The organism is Bradyrhizobium sp. 215_C5_N1_1 (assembly GCF_052075935.1).
Classification (GTDB): Bacteria; Pseudomonadota; Alphaproteobacteria; order Rhizobiales; family Xanthobacteraceae; genus Bradyrhizobium; species Bradyrhizobium barranii.
Genome location: NZ_CP197228.1, coordinates 5,062,473 through 5,082,165, shown reverse-complemented (window position 1 = coordinate 5,082,165; position 19,693 = coordinate 5,062,473). Strand labels below are relative to the sequence as shown.

The following is a 19,693-nucleotide window of genomic DNA, read 5'->3' as shown; positions in this document are numbered from 1 at the left end:
CTGTTGATGGGGCCGTAATCGGATGTTGCCACCGGGGCGCCCGCCGTGCTTCATCCCGTTTCCATGACCCGGAAATACCGTCCGCTTGGGCGGCGGCTCCGGATGAGGCATTTTGAAGCCGGTAACGCGAGGCGAGACACCGCATGTCGTCTTATTCTGATGATCTCCACCAGGCGGCGCTGGCCTATCACCGTCTGCCGCGCCCCGGAAAGCTCGAGATCCAGGCGAGCAAGCCGCTCGCCAACCAGCGCGACCTCGCGCTTGCCTATTCTCCGGGCGTTGCCGCCGCCTGTACCGAGATCGCCAAGAACCCGGCGGAGGCCGCCACGCTTACCACCCGCGCCAATCTGGTCGCGGTGGTCTCCAACGGCACCGCGGTGCTCGGCCTCGGCAATATCGGCCCGCTGGCCTCCAAGCCGGTGATGGAGGGCAAGGCCGTCCTGTTCAAGAAATTCGCCGGCATCGACGTGTTCGACATCGAGATCGCCGCCGACACCATCGAGCGCGTGGTCGAGACCGTGGCGGCCCTCGAGCCGACCTTCGGCGGCATCAATCTCGAGGACATCCGCGGACCGGAATGTTTTGAGATCGAGGCGCAGCTGAAGGAGCGCATGAAGATCCCGGTCTTTCATGACGACCAGCACGGCACCGCCATCATCGTCGCCGCCGCCATCACCAATGGTCTCAGGCTGAACGGCAAGAAGCTGTCCGACGTCAAGATCGTCGCGTCGGGGGCAGGCGCCGCCGCGATCGCGACGCTCAACCTTCTGGTGTCGATGGGCGCGCAGCGCAAGAACATCTGGGTCTGCGACATCGACGGTCTCGTGCATGAAGGCCGCAACACCACGATGGATCGCTGGAAGGCGGTCTACGCGCAGAAGACCGACAAGCGCACGCTGGGCGACGTCATCGGCGGCGCCGACATCTTCATCGGGCTGTCGGCACCAGGGGTGCTCAAGCCGGAGATGGCCAAGGCGATGGGCGACAAGCCCCTGATCATGGCGCTCGCCAACCCGACCCCGGAGATCATGCCGGAGGAGGCGCGGAAGGTGCGCCCCGACGCCATGATCTGCACCGGCCGCTCCGACTATCCGAACCAGGTCAACAACGTCCTGTGCTTTCCGTTCATCTTCCGCGGCGCGCTCGACGTTGGCGCCAGCGCCATCAACGAGGAGATGAAGCACGCTGCCGTCGAGGCCATCGCGCAGCTCGCGCGCGAGGCGCCGTCGGATGCGGTCGCGCAAGGCTTTGACACCGGCGAAACGCAGGGCTTCGGCCCGGGCTCGCTGATCCCGAGCCCCTTTGATCCCAGGTTGATTCTGCGCATCGCGCCCGCCGTCGCCAAGGCGGCGATGGAGTCGGGCGTCGCGACGCGCCCCATCACCAACTTTGACGAATACACCGCGCTGCTCGAGCGCTTCGCCTTCCGCTCCGGCCTCGTCATGAAGCCGATGTTCGCCAAGGCCAAGACCCAGCCGGTGCGCGTGATCTACGCCGAAGGCGAGGACGAGCGCGTGCTGCGTGCCACGCAAGTGGTGCTGGAGGAGAAGCTGGCGACGCCGATCCTGGTCGGGCGTCCGTCGGTCGTCGAGGCGCGCATCAAGCGCTTCGGCCTGTCGATCAAGGCAGGCAAGGATTTCGACCTCGTCAATCCCGAGGACGATCCGCGCTATCGCTCCTATGTGCAGTCCTATGTCGAGGTTGCCGGCCGCCGCGGCGTGACGCCGGATGCGGCGCGTACGGTGGTGCGCACCAACAACACGGTGATCGCCGCGCTCGCGGTCATGCGCGGGGAGGCGGATGCCATGCTCTGCGGCGTCGAAGGCCGCTACATGCACCACCTCCGCCATGTCCGCGAGATCATCGGCTTCTCCGCGGGGATCATCGACTATGCGGCGCTGGCGCTGCTGATCACCAGCAAGGGCGCCTTCTTCATCGCCGACACGCAGGTTCGGCCCAATCCGAGCGCCGAGGAGCTCGCCGAGATCGCCTCGCTGGCGGCGGTCCACGTCCAGCGCTTCAACATCAAGCCTAAGATCGCCTTCGTCTCGCACTCGGATTTCGGCAGCTACGACACCGAGTCCTCGCGCAAGATGCGCCGGGCGACCCAGCTGTTGAAGGAGAAGCATCCGGAGATCGAGGCCGACGGCGAGATGCAGGGCGACACGGCACTTTCAGCTGCTGCGCGGAAAATGGTGCTGCCGCACTCGAAGCTGGAGGGCGAGGCCAACATCATGATCATGCCGAGCCTCGACACCGCCAACGTCGCCTATCAGATGATCAAGTCGTTGGCGGATGCGCTCCCCGTCGGCCCGATCCTGATCGGCCCGGCACGCCCCGCCCATATCCTCACGCCGTCGGTGACGGCGCGAGGCATCCTCAACATGACGGCCGTTGCGGTCGTGGAAGCGCAGGAGCGCGCTGCACGGCAGCAGCCGACGTTGTTTACGTAAGATGCCGTCTTACCCTCTCCCCCTGTGGGAGAGGGTGGATCGCGGCGTTAGCGGCGAGACGGGTGAGGAGTCTCTATCCACGAGTCCCACCGCTATTGAGCTCGCGGATAGATACCCCTCATCCGGCGCCATAGCCGAAGCTTCGCTTCGGCGTTCTTAAGAACGGCGGCCGCAGGCCGCCTATGCCACTTTCTCCCACAGGGGGAGAAGCTGCACCGCCCGTGCCGCCAACTTTGAATTGCTCGCAGTTCGCCATTTCCCCGTTTGTAAACCGGCGCACGACTCTTCATAATCGCCCGGTACTCTCGTGAAGATGCCTTTTTCAAAAAGCCTGAGCCAAGAGGCCGATCATGCCAGCGTTCGTGACTTTCGGGCGAATCCTGTTCGCCGTGCTGTTCATCTACACGGGCGCGACCAAGTTCTTTCCCCTCCAGGCGACGGCCGATTTCATCGCCACCAAGGTGGTGGTGCCTGAGGTCATCGAGTCCTACACCAAGCAGATCGAGACGGCGACCGCCATGACCACGCCGCAACTGCTGGCGATCGCGGCCGGCGGGCTTGAGATCATTGCAGGCCTGATGATTGCGCTGAACTTCGGCGCGCGCTTTTTCGCATTGCTCATGATCATCTACATCGCGGTTTCGACCGTCCTGTTCTCCGATTTCTGGAATCAGGCCGCGCCCGACAACGCCAGGATGGTGGTCGATGCGCTGAAGAATCTCTCGATCATCGGCGCGCTGTTCATGATCATGGGCTACGGCCGCGCTACGCGCTCAGCCGAGACGGCCTACGGCGACGTGTAAAGCGAGTTGATGGCTCGTCCGACAGCATCTCCGCCCGCGCCGAATATCGCGTCACCCATCTCGGGGCGCGAGACGATCTGGCGTCTGATTTCATGACCAGCCTGAGCGCGGGCGGCACGGTGCACACGCTGCGCGGCGTGCTGGCCTATCACCTTCCGACGCCGTAGCGCAGATCGCCTGCGCTAGACTCGACGCCACGGCGTCACCGTGACGTCATGCGCCGCGTCGAGCAGATACGGCGCCCCCGGCTTCATCCCGTGTGACGCCAGCACCTCATGCGGCGTCCGCTCCGGCACGCCGACAAAGCAGCCTTCGCCGCCGGGCAACCGCACATGCGGTGCTTCCGACAGCCAGAACGTGTCGTAGCGGTCCATGAACATGTCGAACACGACGGGGCCGCCGATGATTGCGACCGTGCCGGAGGCGACATCGGCGAAAGCGCAGGCCTCCTCGAAGCTCGCATGCTCGGGATTCCACAGCGTCGCGTTCGGCATCTCCGGGTCGACGGTGAGTGCCTTGATCTTGCGGGTGAGGATCAGCCGCTTGCGCTTCGGCGAATTCGGCTGCTGCTCGTGCGAGTGTCCGCCGTGCACGACGACCGCGGCTCGATCGAGCGCTTGCTCGAAAAAGCGCTTGTCGCCTTCGAACACCAACGTTGAGGGCATGATGTGCGACGGATCGGCAAGCATGCCGTCCGCCGATATGATGACGTAACCTTCAAACCGGAAAGACAATTGCGGTCTATTCCGAGACCGTCGTCACGACGGAATTGACCGGGCGCGTGCTCACCGTCGGCAGCTTGACGTCCTTGAGCAGCTCCTGGTCGTATTCCGGCAGCGTCGAGGCCGGGAACTTGGCGCGCATCGCCACGACCTTGTAGCCGCCGGCTTTCAGCCGCTTCAGCAACTCGGGCAGGGCTTCGGCGGTGTGCTTCTGGAAATCGTGCATCAGGATGATGCCCTTGCCCTTGGTGTCGAGCTTCTTCATGACGGTCTCGATCACCTTCTCGGGCTTCGAGGCCTTGAAGTCGAAGGAGTCGATGTCGCAGGAGAAGATCGCGACGTTGCGGTTGCCGAGATAGGTGACCATCTCCGGCGGGTGCTGGAGCGCCGGGAAGCGGAAGAACGGCGAGGGCGAGATGCCGCCGAGCGCCCACTTCACTGCGGAGAATCCCTTCTCGATCTCTTCCTTGCGCTGCGCTTCCGTGAGCTTCTTGTTGTTGAGGTTGGCGTGCGACCAGGTGTGGGCGCCGACGGTGTGGCCGGCCGCATAGACCTGCTTCAAGATCTCCGGCTCATAGGTCGCGTGCTTGCCGATCGAGAAGAAGATGCCGGTGGTGCATTCGTCGGCGAGAGCCTTCAACACGGCGGGCGTGTTCTTCGGCCAGGGGCCGTCGTCGAAGGTCAGCACGACCTCCTTGTCGCGCAGGAAGTCGAGCTCCTTGAAATGCTCGAAGCCGAAGCCCGGACCACCCGTGGTGTCGATCTCAACCGTGCGGGCGACGCCGAGCGCGCCGGGCGTGTTGCAGGCCGCGCGGGCGGGCTGGGGCGCCTGTTTGGGCGGGGGCGGGAAGGCCGCTTGCGTCGGCGCAGCGGCTGCCGCCGCGGGAGCGGGCGCCGGTGCTGCGGCGGGGGCTGCAGCAGGTGCCGCCTGTGTGGCGGCTGCGGGCTTTGCGGCCGGGGTCTGCGACCACGCTGCGCCTGCCATCGCAACCGACATCGCGCTTGCCAAAATCAGTCCTGCCGCCACACGCATGGTGTTGTCCTCGAGATTGATCCCGTTGTTCCGCCGCAGCTTTTCGCCTCTGGCAAAACCATCCTGCCCCTTGATAGTCCTAGCCTAGATGGTGGGCCCTCGTCATTGCAACGGCTGTTTGGCACCCCGCCACAATTGTGCCCAACCGGATGCGGGCTTGCGGGTGTCAGCTGTCGGCCAGCGCCTTCGCAATCGCCGTCTTGACCCGTGTGTCCGTCGGATCGACCGCAGACGGATACACCTCGGCAATGTAGCCGTCGCGCCCGATCAGGTATTTGTGGAAGTTCCAGCGCGGAACGTCGCGGGGGCGCGCCTCGGCCGCCCATTTGTAGAACGGATGCGCCTTGGCGCCGAGCACCACGGCCTTGGCCGCGATCGGGAAGGTAACGCCGTATTGGTGGTGTGCAGTCTCCGTGATCTCGCTGGTGCCGCCGGGCTCCTGGCCACCGAAATCGTTGGAGGGCACGCCGATCACGGTGAGCCCGCGCTCGCGAAACTCGCTCCAGAGCTCTTGCAGGCCGGCGTATTGCGGAGTGTAGCCGCAGAGCGAAGCAGTGTTGACCACCAGCAGCGGCTTGCCCGTGAACGCGGCAAGGCGGATGTCGTCGCCTGATAATGCAGGGAAGGAGAAGGCATAGGCCGAGATTCGGCTCATGCCGCCATCGGCACGGCTGCGTCCAGCAGACGCGGTAGTCGCGACCAGCGCGGCGAGCATGGTCCTGCGGTTCAGCATGGCAACGTCCCCCGACGTGATCCGGGACGCACCTTACTGCGTCGGCGCGACGCGCCTGGTCAACACCGCGTTATCGGACGCGGGGCGGCGCCACTTCGCTCGAAAGCGCTCTAGTACAGGCGGACGATGAAGTCGGTGCCTTCGCCGGTCTCGCCCTGGTTGATGCCCTGGTCGGAGACGATGATCGAGCCGCCCGATGTCAGCATCTCGTTGATCTTCGCCATGGTGTCCGCAGGGATCGAGATACGGTCGAGTGCCTCGGCTGGGCTGTCCGGCATGACCACGGGCTTGGCTGTAACGGGCTTGGCGGCGACGGGGATCACGGCGGCGCCACGCTGGCGGAGTGTCACGCGGCTGTCATCCTCGCGCGCGGCGGCGCGGGCGGAGACCGGCAGCGATACCACCGACCAACGCAACGCGTTGGTGTCGGTCTTGTCGACCTCCGCGGTGAACACGTGCGTGCCGAGCGGCCGGTCGCTCGCAGCGATCGTGACGGGAACCTCGAACAGCGGCGCAAAGTTCTGCCGCACGTAGAGCTTGGAGTCCTTGCGGCTGATGAACACCGCGATCTGGCCGGCCCGTTTGGGCGTCTCCGGCTTCGCGGCAGGCGCAGGATCAGCGACGCGGGTCTCGTCCTTCTTGGCGTCGGGCGAGGCGGCGAGCGCCGGTGCGGCAGCGGGCGCATCGGGCTTCTTCGCGGGCTCGGCGGCTTCAGCCTTGGGCGCTTCTGCAGTCTTGGGCGCTTCCGCGGCCTCAACGGGCTTTGCGTCGGTGCTTGCGGGTTTGGCTGCTTCTTCCGACTGCGGCTTGACCGGGGCAGATGCCTCGGCGCTCTTTTCAGACTTGGCCTCAACCTTGTCGGCTGGTGCGGCTGCTTCCGCGCGCGCCGGTGCATTGCCGGTGGTGGCATCCGACATCACGGTATGGCCGAGCGACGAACGCAGCTCGAGCGCGCTCTCCGCGCTGGCGGTCTTCGTCTCGACGGGTTTTGCTTCGCTGACTTTGGTTGGTGCGGCGCCCTTGTCGGCCTTGTCGCCGACATTGGTCTGCGGCTCCAGGCTGGCGGCGGGCTGCGGCGGCACGCGCACCGAGGCGAGCAGGGGATGCGAGAAATTTTGCGGCGACATCTGGCCGGGCGAGACGATCACGCGCGCGCCCATCCTGGTCCAGTTCCACATCTTCACCGCGAACGCCATCGGCATGCGGATGCAACCGTGCGAGGCCGGATAGCCCGGCAGCACGCCGGCATGCATGGCGATGCCGGACCAGGTGATCCGCTGCATGTACGGCATCGGCGCGCCGCTATAGATGTTGGACTGGTGGAATTTGTGCTTCTGGATCACGCTGAACACGCCCATCGGCGTCGAGTGGCCCTTCATGCCTGTCGACACCGCGGATTCCGCGAACACGCCGTTGGTGTCGTAGACCGTCACCTTCTGCCGATCGATCGACACGACGATCACGAGCGGACCTTGCGGCTTCGTGCCGGCTTCCTTCTCGGCGACGACCGCTTTCTTGCCAGCCGTACTGCGCTTCTGAGGCTTCTGCCGGGGAATGTCGGGATAGCGCTCCTGCCGGGCGGCGTAGGACCCGTCGGAGTAGTCGCTCCAGTAGTAGAACGCCGCGTCCGCCTGGCTGGTCAAGCCAATCGCACCCGCCGCCGTCAAAATGGCGACCTGCCACAGCCGGGCCGGCCTGGCAGAAAAACTGGCCCCGTTCACGCTATTCATTCCTCGAATCCACAATCCAACTCAGAAATTAGTCTCGCAGAGGGGATACGCGTTCACTAGCACGGCAGTTCTGCCGTCAGCGAATTTTGTCCATGACGTAGCAAAAAAGCCTCACGGAGCGGTAAACGGCGGCCGCGTTGGCTCCCGGTCGTCTTCCTGACCGGCTGTCGCATGCCTACATTGCCGGGACTTGTTACCGGAGAACTTCATGTCATCTCGTTTCCCCGGTCTTTCCGGCATCCGCTTGAAAGGCCTTGCTTTATTCCTCCTGTTGCTCGCTGTCCCAGCGAGTTCTGCAATCGCCGCCGACGAGCCGGATCTGATCTTCCGCCGCTCGACGGTATTCAAATGGATGAGCCCGAATGACAAGCTCGCGACCTACGGCCTCGACGACCCCGAAGTCGAGGGCGTGGCCTGTCATTTCACGGTGCCGGAGAAGGGCGGCTTCAAGGGCTGGCTCGGCCTTGCCGAGGAGGTCTCGGATATCTCGCTGGCCTGCCGCCAGGTCGGTCCGATCAAGTTCAAGAACAAGATGGAGCAGGGCGACGACATGTTCCGCCAGCGCCGCTCGCTGTTCTTCAAGAAGATGCAGATCGTGCGCGGCTGTGACGCCAAGCGGAATGTGCTGGTCTACATGGTCTATTCGGACCGGCTGATCGAAGGCTCGCCGAAGAACTCGACCTCGACGGTACCGGTCATGCCGTGGGGACCGGCTGACGCCAACGTCCAGAAGTGCGGCGAGTTCTTCACTCAGTGACGCGCGTGCGTTCACTCAGTGACGCTCTTGCGTTCACTCAGTGACGAGAGTGCGGCTGGCGCGCGGTTTTGCGAGATGCGAGCCGGTCAGCCGCACGAATGCTTGTGGCGCGGCCTCGTGGCCGCGGTCCGACTGCAGCGACATCGCCCCGATTGAAGCGACGCGGCTGGGTCGCTGGTCGGCGCGGTCCGTCCGCAGGTCCGCGTCGCGCGGCGTTGCGCGATCTTGCGCCGTCATGATGGCATCCCTCAACTGAACGCGCCCGGTGGTTCCGGGCTTCTCGGTTTCGATGGCTTGGGTCGCAGTCGAATCGCGCCCGGTTCGACGGAACCCAGCCCCCGTTCGGGCTTCTCTTCAGCAGAAAAACGTAAAATGCATGTGAAGTGCGGAAGGCGTGCGTGTGACGGCGCGCAGTGTGGGTCTGCTTCCAAGCAGGGACAGAGCCTGCAAGGCCACTTTCAGGCGCGGCGCGACCCATTTGAAAAGACTGGGATTTTCCGCTGAATGTTTCGTCGCCTAGCGCGTGACGAAACAATTCTCACAAAGACGAAACCATTTTCCGCTTTTGGCGCATCACGCGCGAAACGACGCATGGTTATCAGCTTCACAACGACGACGCACCGCCGGCCAAGGAATTGGGACACGAGATCATGCGCACGCTCAGCTTCATCCTTGCCTTCGTTTTCGTGCTCGCCGGCTCTTCGTTCGCGGGGGCGCCGGACGGCAATCTCCCGGGTGTCGGCACCTTCCAGTACAGCGGCTCGCCGGTCACCACCACGGCGCCGCAGCCGATCGTGGTCGCTGCGCGTTTCTGATCGACAGCCAAGAAAATCAAAAGAAAAATCACAAGAAAAACCAGCCGATAAAGGCCATCATGATTGTCCGATTCTGCGCCGCAGCGTTCGTTTCGCTTCTGACGATCAGCGCTGCCCACGCGCAGGTTCGCGCTCCTTCGAGGCTACCGGATCCCCGCAGCGAGTTCATGCGTCAGTGTGCGCCGCGGATGCTCGGGCGCTGGGAGCATCCCGAGGAGGTCTGCGGCTGCCTGCATGATCACGCCGTTGCTGCCGTCGAGGACCGCGATCTGCGCGAGGCGCTGTTGCGCGGCATCAGCGAGACCGGCGTGCCAACGATCGAGACTGATTGGGTGCCCGCGTCCAAGCAGGGCGAGATCGGCTCGACCTTCACCAAGATCGCCAAACCGACCTTGCAGTGCATGTTCGACCCGGCGAAGTCGTAACCATCACTTCGATTTCGGACCGAAGCGCGGAACGCAGGCGATGGTCCGCGCGACGCCCTTGTCGGTCATTCTCGCACCGCGCACTTCCTTGACCTGCCCGGCGGGGCAGGTTCCGTCATCCACTTGCACGCGCTGGCCGAGCTTGAGATCGGTGATGTCCTGTTCACGTCCGACAGTGACGGCATGCGCCGCCGTCGCGAGGGCGACCGAGATCAGCAGCGAGAGGCAGGTCGCGCGGCGCAGCAGCATGATGTGAGGTCCCGGCATCGATGCCGCAATGTAGGGAGCGGCAGGCGATTCTCATAGTGAACGTTCGTCACGCCCGCCGGGCCGATTTGCTCCTCGCGCGCAAGGCGCCACGCGACTCCAGCGCGAGCCGTTCGGCGGAGGCCACGAGTTGCGGAACCGCGTGGCCGGAAAATCCCAGCACGAACCCGGGCAGGGGACGCGCGCGCGAATAGGTGTCGGCCAGTAGCCAGCCTTCCGCGCCTGCCGCCTGCTTCGCTTCTGCCGCCGCCGACAGCTCGACCGATGGATCGAACCGGGCGACGAGGTGCAGCCCTTGCGACGGCACAGGCACCGACAACGCGCCGTCGGATGCTGTTTCCAGGGTCTCAGCCAGCGCGTCGCGCGCCTCGCGATAGAGCTTTCGTACCCGCTTCAGGTTGGCGGCGAACGCGCCGGAATTGAGCATGTCGGCCACCGCGCCCTCCATCAGCGTGCCGGGAAAGCGGTCGAGCGCGGCGCGCGCGGCCGTGACGTCCGCGATCAGCCGCTCGGGCAGCGCGCAATAGCCGATGCGCAGGCCCGGAAACAGCGTCTTGGCGAACGTGCCCATATAGATCACGCGCTGGAGATGATCGATGCCGGCAAGCGACATCAACGGCGCGCCGTCATAGCGGAACTCGCTGTCGTAATCGTCCTCCAGCACGAAGGCGCCGGCCTGCTTCGCCCAATCCAGCAGCTCCAGCCGTCGCGGCATCGACATCTGCACGCCCAGCGGAAACTGGTGCGACGGCGTCACATAGGCCGCGCGTGCGGACGATACGGCGGTGCGGCCCTTGGCGACACGTATCCCGTGCTCGTCGACGGGGACGGGCACGGCGCGATAACCGCAATGCCAAATGGTGTTTCGCGCGGCGGGGTAGCCCGGGTCCTCGCACCAGACCTGATCGTTGGGCCTCAGGATCGCGCTCAGCACGATGCGCAACGCGTGCAGCGTGCCCGAGGTCAGCATGATCTGATCGGGGTCACAGCGCAGGCCACGCGCTGACAGCAGATGATCGGCGATCGCGGAGCGCAGCTCGCGGCTGCCGCGGGGATCACCATAGTGCAGATGCTCAGGTCCGAACGCGCGCATGCGCCGTCCGAGGAAGGCACGGAAGCGCTGCACCGCGCGCTCGTCGATATGGGTGCAGCCGAGCGAGAACGCGCCCTGCCGCGGTGCTTCGACCACGGCCTTCGGCTTCTTCGAATCGGCCGCAGGCGCCGGAATGCGCGCGGCGACGAAAGTGCCGGAGCCAACGGTCGCGTCGGCAAAGCCGTCGGCGATCAGCCGCTCATAGGCAGTGACGACGGCGTTGCGGCGGAAGCCGGTCTGCTTGGCCAGTGTCCGCGACGGCGGCAGCGGCTCGCCGGGTTTGACGAGGCCAGAGACGATCATGTCGCACAACGCCTGGTACAGCCGGTGCGCCGACGACGCGACCGCGGTGATGTGCGGGCCGGTGAGGTCGAGGGGCAACTCCGCCTTGGCGGGCGCGGGTGAATTGGTTGGAATTTTTCGCATGGAATTGGCACTATCGCAGACCAAATCCGCGGTTACAACTCTCCTGGAATTGTTCCAAGCCCGACAGGAGCGGCCGTGAGCCAAACTGAACGCCAGAATTCCTATCCGACGTCAGCGCGCAACCAGGTCAAGCGCCGTCACGACCGCGGCTTCTACGATCACGACACCGTTCACCGCATCCTGGATTCCTCGATGCTCTGCCACGTCTCCTATGTCATCGACGGCCAGCCCTATTGCACGCCGACCTTCTTCTGGCGCGAAGGGACAAAACTCTATTGGCACGGCTCGAGCGCGAGCCGCATGCTGCGCAATCAGACCAGGGGCGAGCGCGTCTGCCTCACCGTTGCCCATCTCGACAGCCTCGTGCTGGCGCGTTGCGGCTTCAACCATTCCGCCGACTACCGCGCCGTGATGGCGTTCGGCACTGCCTATCTCGTCACCGATTCCGAGGAGAAGGAGCGGGCGGTGATCGCCATGGTCGATCGCTTCTTCCCGGACCGCACCGCGACCCTGCGTCAGAGCAACACGCAGGAGATCAAGGCGACCTCCTTCATCGCGATGGAGATCGAGGAGGCCTCGGCCAAAGTCCGCGCCAAGGGTGTCGCCGATGACGACGAGGACTACGAGTTGCCGATCTATGCCGAGTGCATCCCCGTGCGCACCGTCTTGGGCGCGCCGGAGCCGTGCTCGCGCCTGCTGGATGGTGTAACCCGGCCTGCGACGCTGAATGGCTATTCGGAAGGCCGGCTGCTCGAAGATGCATTGCGGGATGCTTATTTTGTGGAGTACCCGAACGGCTGAAATCGGCTAGCTTGCGCGCACCATTGACCAATTGGATGCTTGGAGTTGCCTGATGAATGCCGAAACGCAGCAGAGGATTCTTGACGCCGTCGATGTCGGCTTCGAAGCCCAGCTTGCGACCACAAGCGATTTCGTTGCGATCCCTTCGACCCGCGGGGCCGAGGGGCCGTGCCAGGACATGATCGGCGACCTCCTGCGCGAACGCGGCTACGAGGTCGACGACTGGCACATCGATGTCGATGACCTCAAGGATCTGCGTGGTTTCGGTCCGATCGAGCACGATTTCTCCAAGGCGCGCACGGTGGTGGGCACCTACCGCCCGCAAACGAACGGCGGCAAATCGCTGATCCTCCAGGGGCACTGCGACGTGGTGCCCGCGGGGCCGCTGGAACTGTGGGACACGCCGCCATTCTCGCCGGTCATCAAGGACGGCAAGATGTTCGGCCGCGGCGCCTGCGACATGAAGTCGGGCACGATCGGCGCGCTCTACGCGCTGGATGCGATCAAGGCGGCGGGTTTCAAGCCGACGGCGCGGATCCACTTCCAGTCCGTGATCGAGGAGGAGAGCACCGGCGTCGGCGCGCTCTCGACATTGCAGCGCGGCTATCGCGCCGACGCCTGCTTCATCCCGGAGCCGACCGGCGGCAAGATGGTGCGCTCGCAGGTCGGCGTGATCTGGTTTCGCCTGCGCGTGAAGGGCCATCCGACCCACGTTGCCTTCGCCGGCTCCGGCGCCAACGCAATCATGGCGGCCTATCATTTGATCCAGGCGCTGCAGAAACTCGAGATCGAATGGAACGAGCGCGCGAAAGCCGATCGGTACTTCAAGACGCTGAACCATCCCATCAACTTCAACCCTGGCATCATCAAGGGCGGCGACTGGGCCTCCAGCGTGCCGGCCTGGTGCGACGTCGATTGTCGTATCGCCGTCCTGCCGGGCTGGTCGATCGCCGATCACCAGAAGGAGATCATGGCCTGCGTTGCGGCTGCCGCGCGCAACCACCGCTTCCTCGCCAACAATCCGCCGGAGGTCGAATGGTCGGGCTTTTTGTCGGAGGGGTATGAACTGACCGACGCCGCGGCGCCCGAGGCCGCGTTCGGCAAGGCCTTCAACACCGTCTATGGCGGCGAAATCCAAGACCTCGTCTTCACCGCGCTCACCGACACCCGCTTCTACGGTCTCAATCACGGTATCCCGAGCCTCTGCTTCGGCGCGAGCGGCGGCGAGATGCACGGCTTCAACGAATTCGTCGACCTGGAGTCGCTGAAGAAGTCGACCAAGGCGATGGCCCTGTTCATCGCGGATTGGTGCGGGGTGGAGAAGGCGTAGGTCTCTCCGCCGTCATTGCGAGGAGCCCTTGCGACGAAGCAATCCAGAGCGTCGCTGCGGAAGCAGACTGGATTGCTTCGCTGCGCTCGCAATGATGGGCGGACGGTCCTGTAGGGTGGGCAAAGGCGCCCTTGCGCCGTGCCCACCATCTCTCTTCGATCTTGCGCGAAAGGGTGGGCACGCTTCCGCCTTCGCTCTTCGAGCTACGGCGGACAAATCGCTTTGCCCACCCTGCGGCACCTCGGTTGGAGCGCCCACTGCCTGAAACACGGGCGCGATCAAATACTTTAAGCTTAAAAGAAAGACTAGGACGCCGTCCTGACTGGTGGCAGACTGGCGCCCGGTTCGACGGCCGAATCCTAGGGTGTCACGATGCGCGATTGGGATGATGCTTATGCCAATTCGGCCCATATCCCGGGCTCGGACAAGATGCCGGCCCAATGGGCGGAGCGGGCGGCGGCTTACCGCGCCGGCCTGAAAGACTTCCGCGCGGACGTCTCCTACGGCCCGGGCGAGCGCCAGCGTCTCGACCTGATCCTGCCCGACGGCGACAGCAAGGGCCTCGTCGTCTTCGTGCACGGCGGCTACTGGATGCGCTTCGACAAGTCGACCTGGACCGATCTGGCCGAAGGCGCGCGGCATCACGGCTGGACGGTGGCGCTGCCGAGCTACACGCTGACGCCGGCCGCCCGCATCTCCGACATCACCGCAGAGATCACCGCCGCGATCGCCAAGGCGGCTTCGCTCGTTTCCGGCCCGATCCGGCTCGCCGGCCATTCCGCGGGCGGCCATCTCGTCACGCGCATGCTGTGCAACGACAGCCGGCTCGAGCCTGCCGTCTACAACCGCATCGCCGGCACGCTCTCGATCAGCGGCTTGCATGATCTGCGACCGCTGCTCAAGACGAAGATGAACGACACGCTACGCATGACCATGGAGGAGGCGACGCTTGAAAGCGCGGCGCTGCACCTGCCGCTGGGACATTCGCCGGTCACGGCCTGGGTCGGCGGCGGTGAGCGGCCCGAATTCATGCGCCAGTCCGATCTGATCGCCAATGTTTGGACCGGTTTCGACGTGCCGACGCGCCTCGTCGTCGATCCCGGGCTCAACCATTTTACGGTGATCGACGGACTGAAGGATCCGTCGTCCCCGATCACCGCGCGCCTGATCGGCCTCGACTGACGCGGCGAGGATCGATCGATCGAAAGGGCCTGCCATGACGTCCAGCGATTACGATCCCACGAGCGAAGGCGCCGAGACCGATTTCGCCCGGCGTATGTCCTACGGCGACTATCTGGCGCTGGACGCGATCCTCGGCGCGCAGCATCCGCTCTCGGAGGCCCATGACGAGATGCTGTTCATCATCCAGCATCAGACCACGGAGCTGTGGATGCGGCTTGCCATCCACGAGCTCAGCGCTGCGCGCCGCGCCATCGCCAGGGACGAAGTGCAGCCCGCGATGAAGATGCTGGCGCGGATGTCGCGCATCTTCGAGCAGCTCAACGGCGCCTGGGACGTGCTGCGCACCATGACTCCCAGCGAGTATACGCGTTTCCGCTCGCAGCTTGGCCAGTCCTCGGGCTTCCAGTCGCGCCAGTACCGGCTGATCGAATTTCTGGTCGGCAACCGCAACCACGCCATGCTCAAGCCGCACGCGCACGACGTGGAAACGACCAGGGTGCTCGAAGGCGAGCTTGCCACGCCGAGCCTGTACGACGAGGTGCTGCGGCTCGCCGACCGCAACGGGCTCAAGATGCCCGCGTCCGTGCTGGCGCGCGACGTTCGCGAAACCCACAGCTTCAACGAGGGCGTGCTCCAGGCCTGGCGGATCGTCTACGAAGCGCCGGAGACGCATTGGATGCTCTACGAGCTTGCCGAGAAGCTGGTCGACTTCGAGGACTACTTCCGGCGCTGGCGCTTCAACCATGTCACGACGGTCGAGCGCGTCATCGGCTTCAAGCGCGGCACCGGCGGCACCGGCGGCGTCAGCTATCTCAAGCGCATGCTGGAGGTCGAGCTGTTCCCCGAGCTCTGGCGCGTCCGCACGATTCTGTAGAGATCCCATGACCAAGCTTCGCGTCTATGACGACACCAGGGCCTTGTTCCATTTGCCTGAGGGCGTGATCTATCTCGACGGCAATTCGCTCGGCGCGCTGCCGCTGGGCGTTGCCGAGCGCGTCGGCAACGTCATCACGGCCGAGTGGGGCAACGAGCTGATCCGCGCCTGGAACAGTGCGGGCTGGTATGCCCAGCCGCGCCATGTCGGCGACCGCATCGCGCGATTGGTCGGTGCGGAAGCCGGCTCCGTGATGGTCGGAGACACGCTGTCGCTCAAGGTCTACCAAGCACTCGCCGCCGCGCTCGACATGAACGCCTCGCGCAAGGTGGTGCTATCGGACACCGGAAACTTTCCGACCGATCTCTACATGGCCGAGGGCCTGATCGCGACGCTCGGCCGCGGCCATCAATTGCGCCTGGTGGCGCCGGAGGAGATCGAGGCCACGTTGTCGGAGGAGATTGCGGTCCTCTACATCACCGAGGTCGACTATCGCACCGGACGGCGCCACGACATAGCGACGCTCACCGCGAAGGCGCATGCGCTCGGCATCGTCACGGTCTGGGACCTCGCGCATTCGGCCGGCGCGCTGCCGGTCGATCTCGCTGGCTGCGGTGCCGATTTCGCCGCCGGCTGCACCTACAAATATATCAACGCCGGCCCCGGCGCGCCGGCCTTCCTCTACGTCGCGCCGCGCCACGCCGACGGCGTGCGCGCCGCGCTGTCGGGGTGGATGGGCCACGCCAAGCCGTTTGCGTTCGAGCTTGGCTACGCGGCGGCCGGCGGCGTCGAGCGCATGCGCGTCGGCACTCCGCCGGTGCTCGCAATGGCGGCGCTGGAGGCCTCGCTCGACATCTGGGACAGGGTCGACCTTCGTGAGGTCCGTGCGCGTTCGCTCGCCCTTGGCGATCTCCTGATCGCCGAGGTCGAACGCCGCTGCCCCGAGCTCAAGCTCGTCACCCCGCGCGCGCACGAGCACCGCGGCTCACAAGTCTCCTTCGCGTTCGACGGCGGCTACGCCGCCATGCAGGCCCTGATCGCCCGTGGCCTCATCGGCGATTTCCGCGCGCCTGACATCATGAGGTTCGGGATTACACCGCTCTACATTGGGGAGAGCGAGATCATGCGAGCAGCCGAGATCATCGAGGAGGTGATTGCAGGCGAGGTCTGGCGTCGGCCGGAATATCAGGTCGTGAACGCGGTGACCTGAAGAAGGTCTCGTGCCCCGGACGCGGCGCAGCGCCCCCGGCAATGCGAAGCATCGTCCGGTGCGGTGCGCTGCAGAGCCGGGGCCCACGCTGCACTGAACTCCGTATCGAGACGGGTCCCAGCTCTGCGCAGCAACGCTGGCGCGTTGCAGCGCGTCCGGGACACGAGAGCCGCGATCAAGCTATTTGAGTCTACCCCACAAGGCCGTCACGATCGCATCGAGCCCATCCGTCAGCGCCGCCGGCCCCGGCTGCAAGATGATCGGCGACTTGATCTCGACGATGCGGTCGTCGCGCACGGCGGGGATCTCGTTCCAGCAATCGCGCGCGCGGATGCGGGCAGGGACGACCTTCTTGCCGCACCAGGAGGCAAGGATCACGTCGGGCGCTGCCTCGCGCACCGCCTCCGCCGAGACGATGCGATCCTTTGCCGCCTGCCGATGTCGCAATTCCTGAAACACATCCTGACCGCCGGCGATCTCGATCAACTCGGACACCCAGCCGATGCCGGAGATCAACGGATCGTCCCATTCCTCGAAATAGACCTTTGGCCGCGCCGAGGGGCGAGGTGTTGCCGCCATCTCTGCGAGGCGCCGTTCGAGATCACGGGCAAGGCCTTCGGCGCGTTCAGCGGCGCCGACCAGCGCACCAAGTGTCCGGATCATCGCCAAAATCCCGGCGATGTCGCGCTGGTTGAAAACATGGACGTCGACGCTCGCGCGCACGAGATCGGCGACGATGCCGGCCTGGAGGTCGGAGAAGGCCAGCACCAGCTCCGGTTCCAGCGCCAGGATCTTCGGGATGTCTGCGGAGACGAAGGCCGACACCCGCGGCTTCTCCCGCCGCACCTGGGGCGGGCGGACGGCGTAGCCGGAGACACCGACGATGCGGTCCTGCTTGCCGAGCAGGTACAGCGTTTCGACCGTCTCTTCGGTCAGGCAGACGATGCGGCGGGGCGGGAAGTGGCGCATGGGAAGAGCATATGCGCAAATGCCGTCGCCGATGTCAGCAGGGCCATTACCTCGGACGTCATTGCTTTGCCGCCCGAAGCAATTCACGCTGAAACAACAATGAATTGGGAGGAGATCCGATGACGCCGCTCGAGAAACTTAAAGCGATGAAGATGCCGTTTGCCGAGCTCAAGGGCGTCGAATTCGTCGAGGCCGAGAAAGACCGCGTGGTGGCGCGGATGACGGTCAGGCCCGACCTCTGCACACTCCACCACACCATCCACGGCGGCGCGGTGATGGCGCTCGCCGATTCCGTCGGTGCCGCCGCGACCGTGATCAATCTGCCGGAGGATGCCAAGGGCACCACGACGCTCGAGAGCAAGACCAACTTCATCGGTGGGGCGAAGGAGGGAACCACGGTTATCGCCACGGCTACACCGGTCCATCGGGGACGGCGGACCCAGGTCTGGAGCACCCGGCTGGAGACCGAGGACGGCAAGCTGGTTGCCGTGGTGACCCAGACCCAGCTGGTCCTCGTATGACTACGGGGGCTTGATTTTATTAACGAATTGGTCGCTTTCGATGCCTGAAACTTGGGCAGGTTCCCGTCTTGAAAAATATGCTGCGACGCACAATATTGGGGGCCTAGGGATTCGAACGCCTCCTCGAGGGACACCAAGAGGAGTTTTGACGTGGTACTTGACGTGGTACTTGAAGACACGACCCGCACGACGCCCGTTCCGGGCTATGTGCGGACCTTGAGCCAGCAGGAAGAATTGCCGCTTCTGCGCGATCACCTCCTGAGGCTTGATTCCGCAAGCCGGCACGACCGTTTCAACGGCTTTCTCGACGACAGCTTCATCGAGCGTTACGCCGCCCGCTGCGCCGAGGACGGCACCGTGATTGTCGCCTACATCGTCGACGGCGTGGTCCGCGGTGCGGCCGAGCTGCATCCGCCGGAGGACGATTCGTTGCCGGAGGTCGCCTTCAGCGTGGAAGCCTCGGCACGGCGCCAGAATGTCGGCACCATCTTGTTCAGCCGGCTGATCGCGGAAGCGCGCTGGAAAGGCTACAAGCGCCTGCGCATCACGACCGGCGCCGAGAATCACGCCATGCGGGCGCTCGCCAGGAAGTTCGGGGCGAATCTGCAATTCCGTCATGGCGAATCGACCGGCACGATCGATCTCGCCAAGACGCCCGAGGCCGAGCTCGCTGAACTCGCGGCCTCGCCCTTCACGGCCGGCCGCGCTCTTCTCAGCTTCAACTCGACCTGCTGGAAGATCATCTCCAGCATGTACGGCAATCGCGCCGCCTAAATCTAAAAGCGGACTGGAATCAAAAAGCGGACCGGCAAAACCGGTCCGCTTTCGTATTTGAGATGGGGAATTGAGCGCTCAGGTACCGGTGCGCTTGTCGTTGCCGAAGCGGCGGACGACACGGCGTTCGACCACCACCGAGCGCTGCGCACCCTGTTCGCCTGCGATCACGCGCGTGGCGGTGATGCGGCCGTTGGTGCGGGCCTGCTTCTTCACCTCGGCCTGCACGATTTCGAGCGGCATCCCCATCAGCGCTGCCGCGATCTCCGCCTGCTGCTCGTGATCGTCGGTGATGCCGACGGCGGCGAAGATCGCCTCGTCCAGGGTCGGCGGATCGTGGCGCACGCGCCGCGTGCCATATTTGGTGTTCCAGTCTGCGCTCATAACGGCCTCGGTTTGATGCCGGGATACCTAGTGCCGGAGATGTTGCATTGCAATATGAATTTGGTGTGGCATCACAGCTATGCGCTCACAGCTTTTCGAGCCTGTCGGCCTCATAGAGGTCGAGCGTGGTCGGCCCCGTGGCCAGCGAGCGCAAGGTGCGCACGAACTCGCCGGATGCAGGTACCGCAAAGTGGGCGGCGAGCGCGGTGCGGTCGGCCCATTGCTCGAAGAACACCAGCCTGAGCGGGTTCTCGCAGTCGACATGCACTGCATGTGAGATGCAGCCGGGTTCCTGTCGCGACCGATGAACATGCTCGAGGCTCAGGCGGCGCGCCTCGTCGAACGTTTCGGTGCGGACCGTTACGCTGCCAGTCACAACGATCATGCGATG

22 protein-coding genes are annotated in these 19,693 nt (G+C 64.8%); 12 read left to right on the top strand and 10 right to left on the bottom strand.

What is annotated here, in order from left to right:
* Positions 1–143: 143 nt before the first annotated feature.
* Both AB7G19_RS24690 and AB7G19_RS24685 read left to right on the top strand, forming a co-directional pair.
* Entirely contained in the window at positions 144–2,453 is a 2,310-nt protein-coding gene (locus tag AB7G19_RS24690) for an NADP-dependent malic enzyme (RefSeq protein ID WP_063983646.1), read from the top strand.
* 350 nt (positions 2,454–2,803) lie between these two features.
* On the top strand, positions 2,804–3,256 hold the full coding sequence (locus AB7G19_RS24685; RefSeq protein ID WP_354131223.1) for a DoxX family protein: 453 nt from the start codon (positions 2,804–2,806) through the stop codon (positions 3,254–3,256).
* Positions 3,257–3,438: 182 nt separating this feature from the next.
* Here AB7G19_RS24685 and AB7G19_RS24680 read toward each other — a convergent pair whose 3' ends face one another.
* The 4 genes from AB7G19_RS24680 to AB7G19_RS24665 form a co-directional block, all read right to left on the bottom strand.
* On the bottom strand, positions 3,439–3,990 hold the full coding sequence (locus tag AB7G19_RS24680; protein WP_028147792.1) for a dihydrofolate reductase: 552 nt from the start codon (positions 3,988–3,990) through the stop codon (positions 3,439–3,441).
* Positions 3,991–3,997: 7 nt separating this feature from the next.
* The gene (locus tag AB7G19_RS24675) at positions 3,998–5,011 is read right to left on the bottom strand and encodes a polysaccharide deacetylase family protein (RefSeq protein WP_028147793.1); all 1,014 of its coding nucleotides are present in this window, start codon (positions 5,009–5,011) and stop codon (positions 3,998–4,000) included.
* 166 nt (positions 5,012–5,177) lie between these two features.
* On the bottom strand, positions 5,178–5,744 hold the full coding sequence (locus AB7G19_RS24670) for a glutathione peroxidase (RefSeq protein ID WP_247311262.1): 567 nt from the start codon (positions 5,742–5,744) through the stop codon (positions 5,178–5,180).
* A 110-nt stretch (positions 5,745–5,854) separates the two neighbouring features.
* Entirely contained in the window at positions 5,855–7,474 is a 1,620-nt protein-coding gene (locus AB7G19_RS24665; protein WP_354131224.1) for a L,D-transpeptidase, read from the bottom strand.
* Between the two features lie 208 nt (positions 7,475–7,682).
* Between AB7G19_RS24665 and AB7G19_RS24660 the strand changes: the two genes are divergently transcribed.
* On the top strand, positions 7,683–8,231 hold the full coding sequence (locus AB7G19_RS24660; protein ID WP_028157500.1) for a CreA family protein: 549 nt from the start codon (positions 7,683–7,685) through the stop codon (positions 8,229–8,231).
* Between the two features lie 33 nt (positions 8,232–8,264).
* Here the strand turns inward: AB7G19_RS24660 and AB7G19_RS24655 are convergent, their stop codons facing one another.
* Positions 8,265–8,468 carry a hypothetical protein gene (locus AB7G19_RS24655; protein WP_354131225.1) on the bottom strand — a complete coding sequence of 68 codons (204 nt, stop codon included), beginning with the start codon at positions 8,466–8,468 and terminating at the stop codon, positions 8,265–8,267.
* Between the two features lie 413 nt (positions 8,469–8,881).
* On the opposite strand from AB7G19_RS24655, the gene AB7G19_RS24650 reads away from it, so the two are divergent.
* On the top strand, positions 8,882–9,046 hold the full coding sequence (locus tag AB7G19_RS24650; protein WP_354131226.1) for a hypothetical protein: 165 nt from the start codon (positions 8,882–8,884) through the stop codon (positions 9,044–9,046).
* Between the two features lie 59 nt (positions 9,047–9,105).
* A complete protein-coding gene (locus AB7G19_RS24645) occupies positions 9,106–9,471 on the top strand; it encodes a hypothetical protein (protein WP_063983641.1) in 366 nt (121 codons plus the stop codon).
* A 3-nt stretch (positions 9,472–9,474) separates the two neighbouring features.
* Here the strand turns inward: AB7G19_RS24645 and AB7G19_RS24640 are convergent, their stop codons facing one another.
* Positions 9,475–9,720: a DUF6719 family protein gene (locus tag AB7G19_RS24640; protein WP_071914551.1), complete on the bottom strand. Its 246-nt coding sequence runs from the start codon at positions 9,718–9,720 to the stop codon at positions 9,475–9,477.
* Between the two features lie 67 nt (positions 9,721–9,787).
* On the bottom strand, positions 9,788–11,257 hold the full coding sequence (gene pdxR, locus AB7G19_RS24635) for a MocR-like pyridoxine biosynthesis transcription factor PdxR (protein ID WP_354131227.1): 1,470 nt from the start codon (positions 11,255–11,257) through the stop codon (positions 9,788–9,790).
* A gap of 75 nt (positions 11,258–11,332) precedes the next feature.
* Between pdxR and AB7G19_RS24630 the strand changes: the two genes are divergently transcribed.
* The 5 genes from AB7G19_RS24630 (at position 11,333) to kynU (ending at position 16,654) form a co-directional block, all read left to right on the top strand.
* Positions 11,333–12,058 (top strand): pyridoxamine 5'-phosphate oxidase family protein, encoded by a 726-nt coding sequence (locus AB7G19_RS24630; RefSeq protein WP_441268170.1) that lies wholly within the window; start codon positions 11,333–11,335, stop codon positions 12,056–12,058.
* Positions 12,059–12,110: 52 nt separating this feature from the next.
* Positions 12,111–13,388, top strand: coding sequence for an ArgE/DapE family deacylase (locus tag AB7G19_RS24625; RefSeq protein ID WP_135216866.1), 1,278 nt, complete (start codon positions 12,111–12,113; stop codon positions 13,386–13,388).
* A gap of 372 nt (positions 13,389–13,760) precedes the next feature.
* Positions 13,761–14,570: an alpha/beta hydrolase gene (locus AB7G19_RS24620; RefSeq protein ID WP_135216867.1), complete on the top strand. Its 810-nt coding sequence runs from the start codon at positions 13,761–13,763 to the stop codon at positions 14,568–14,570.
* Positions 14,571–14,604: 34 nt separating this feature from the next.
* Positions 14,605–15,444: a tryptophan 2,3-dioxygenase gene (gene kynA, locus AB7G19_RS24615; protein ID WP_135216868.1), complete on the top strand. Its 840-nt coding sequence runs from the start codon at positions 14,605–14,607 to the stop codon at positions 15,442–15,444.
* A 7-nt stretch (positions 15,445–15,451) separates the two neighbouring features.
* A complete protein-coding gene (gene kynU, locus AB7G19_RS24610) occupies positions 15,452–16,654 on the top strand; it encodes a kynureninase (protein ID WP_354131228.1) in 1,203 nt (400 codons plus the stop codon).
* Positions 16,655–16,834: 180 nt separating this feature from the next.
* Here kynU and AB7G19_RS24605 read toward each other — a convergent pair whose 3' ends face one another.
* Entirely contained in the window at positions 16,835–17,623 is a 789-nt protein-coding gene (locus tag AB7G19_RS24605) for a cobalamin-binding protein (protein WP_441268169.1), read from the bottom strand.
* A 119-nt stretch (positions 17,624–17,742) separates the two neighbouring features.
* Here AB7G19_RS24605 and AB7G19_RS24600 point away from each other — a divergent pair, with 119 nt between their 5' ends.
* Entirely contained in the window at positions 17,743–18,144 is a 402-nt protein-coding gene (locus AB7G19_RS24600) for a PaaI family thioesterase (RefSeq protein ID WP_028157491.1), read from the top strand.
* Between the two features lie 162 nt (positions 18,145–18,306).
* Complete coding sequence (locus AB7G19_RS24595) at positions 18,307–18,918, top strand: GNAT family N-acetyltransferase (protein WP_028147806.1); 612 nt, start codon at positions 18,307–18,309, stop codon at positions 18,916–18,918.
* 78 nt (positions 18,919–18,996) lie between these two features.
* On the opposite strand, the gene AB7G19_RS24590 is transcribed toward AB7G19_RS24595, so the two are convergent.
* Together AB7G19_RS24590 and AB7G19_RS24585 are read right to left on the bottom strand one after the other, a co-directional pair.
* The gene (locus tag AB7G19_RS24590) at positions 18,997–19,302 is read right to left on the bottom strand and encodes a hypothetical protein (RefSeq protein ID WP_135216870.1); all 306 of its coding nucleotides are present in this window, start codon (positions 19,300–19,302) and stop codon (positions 18,997–18,999) included.
* Positions 19,303–19,387: 85 nt separating this feature from the next.
* Positions 19,388–19,687 carry a putative quinol monooxygenase gene (locus AB7G19_RS24585; protein WP_135216871.1) on the bottom strand — a complete coding sequence of 100 codons (300 nt, stop codon included), beginning with the start codon at positions 19,685–19,687 and terminating at the stop codon, positions 19,388–19,390.
* Between the last annotated feature and the right edge of the window lie 6 nt (positions 19,688–19,693).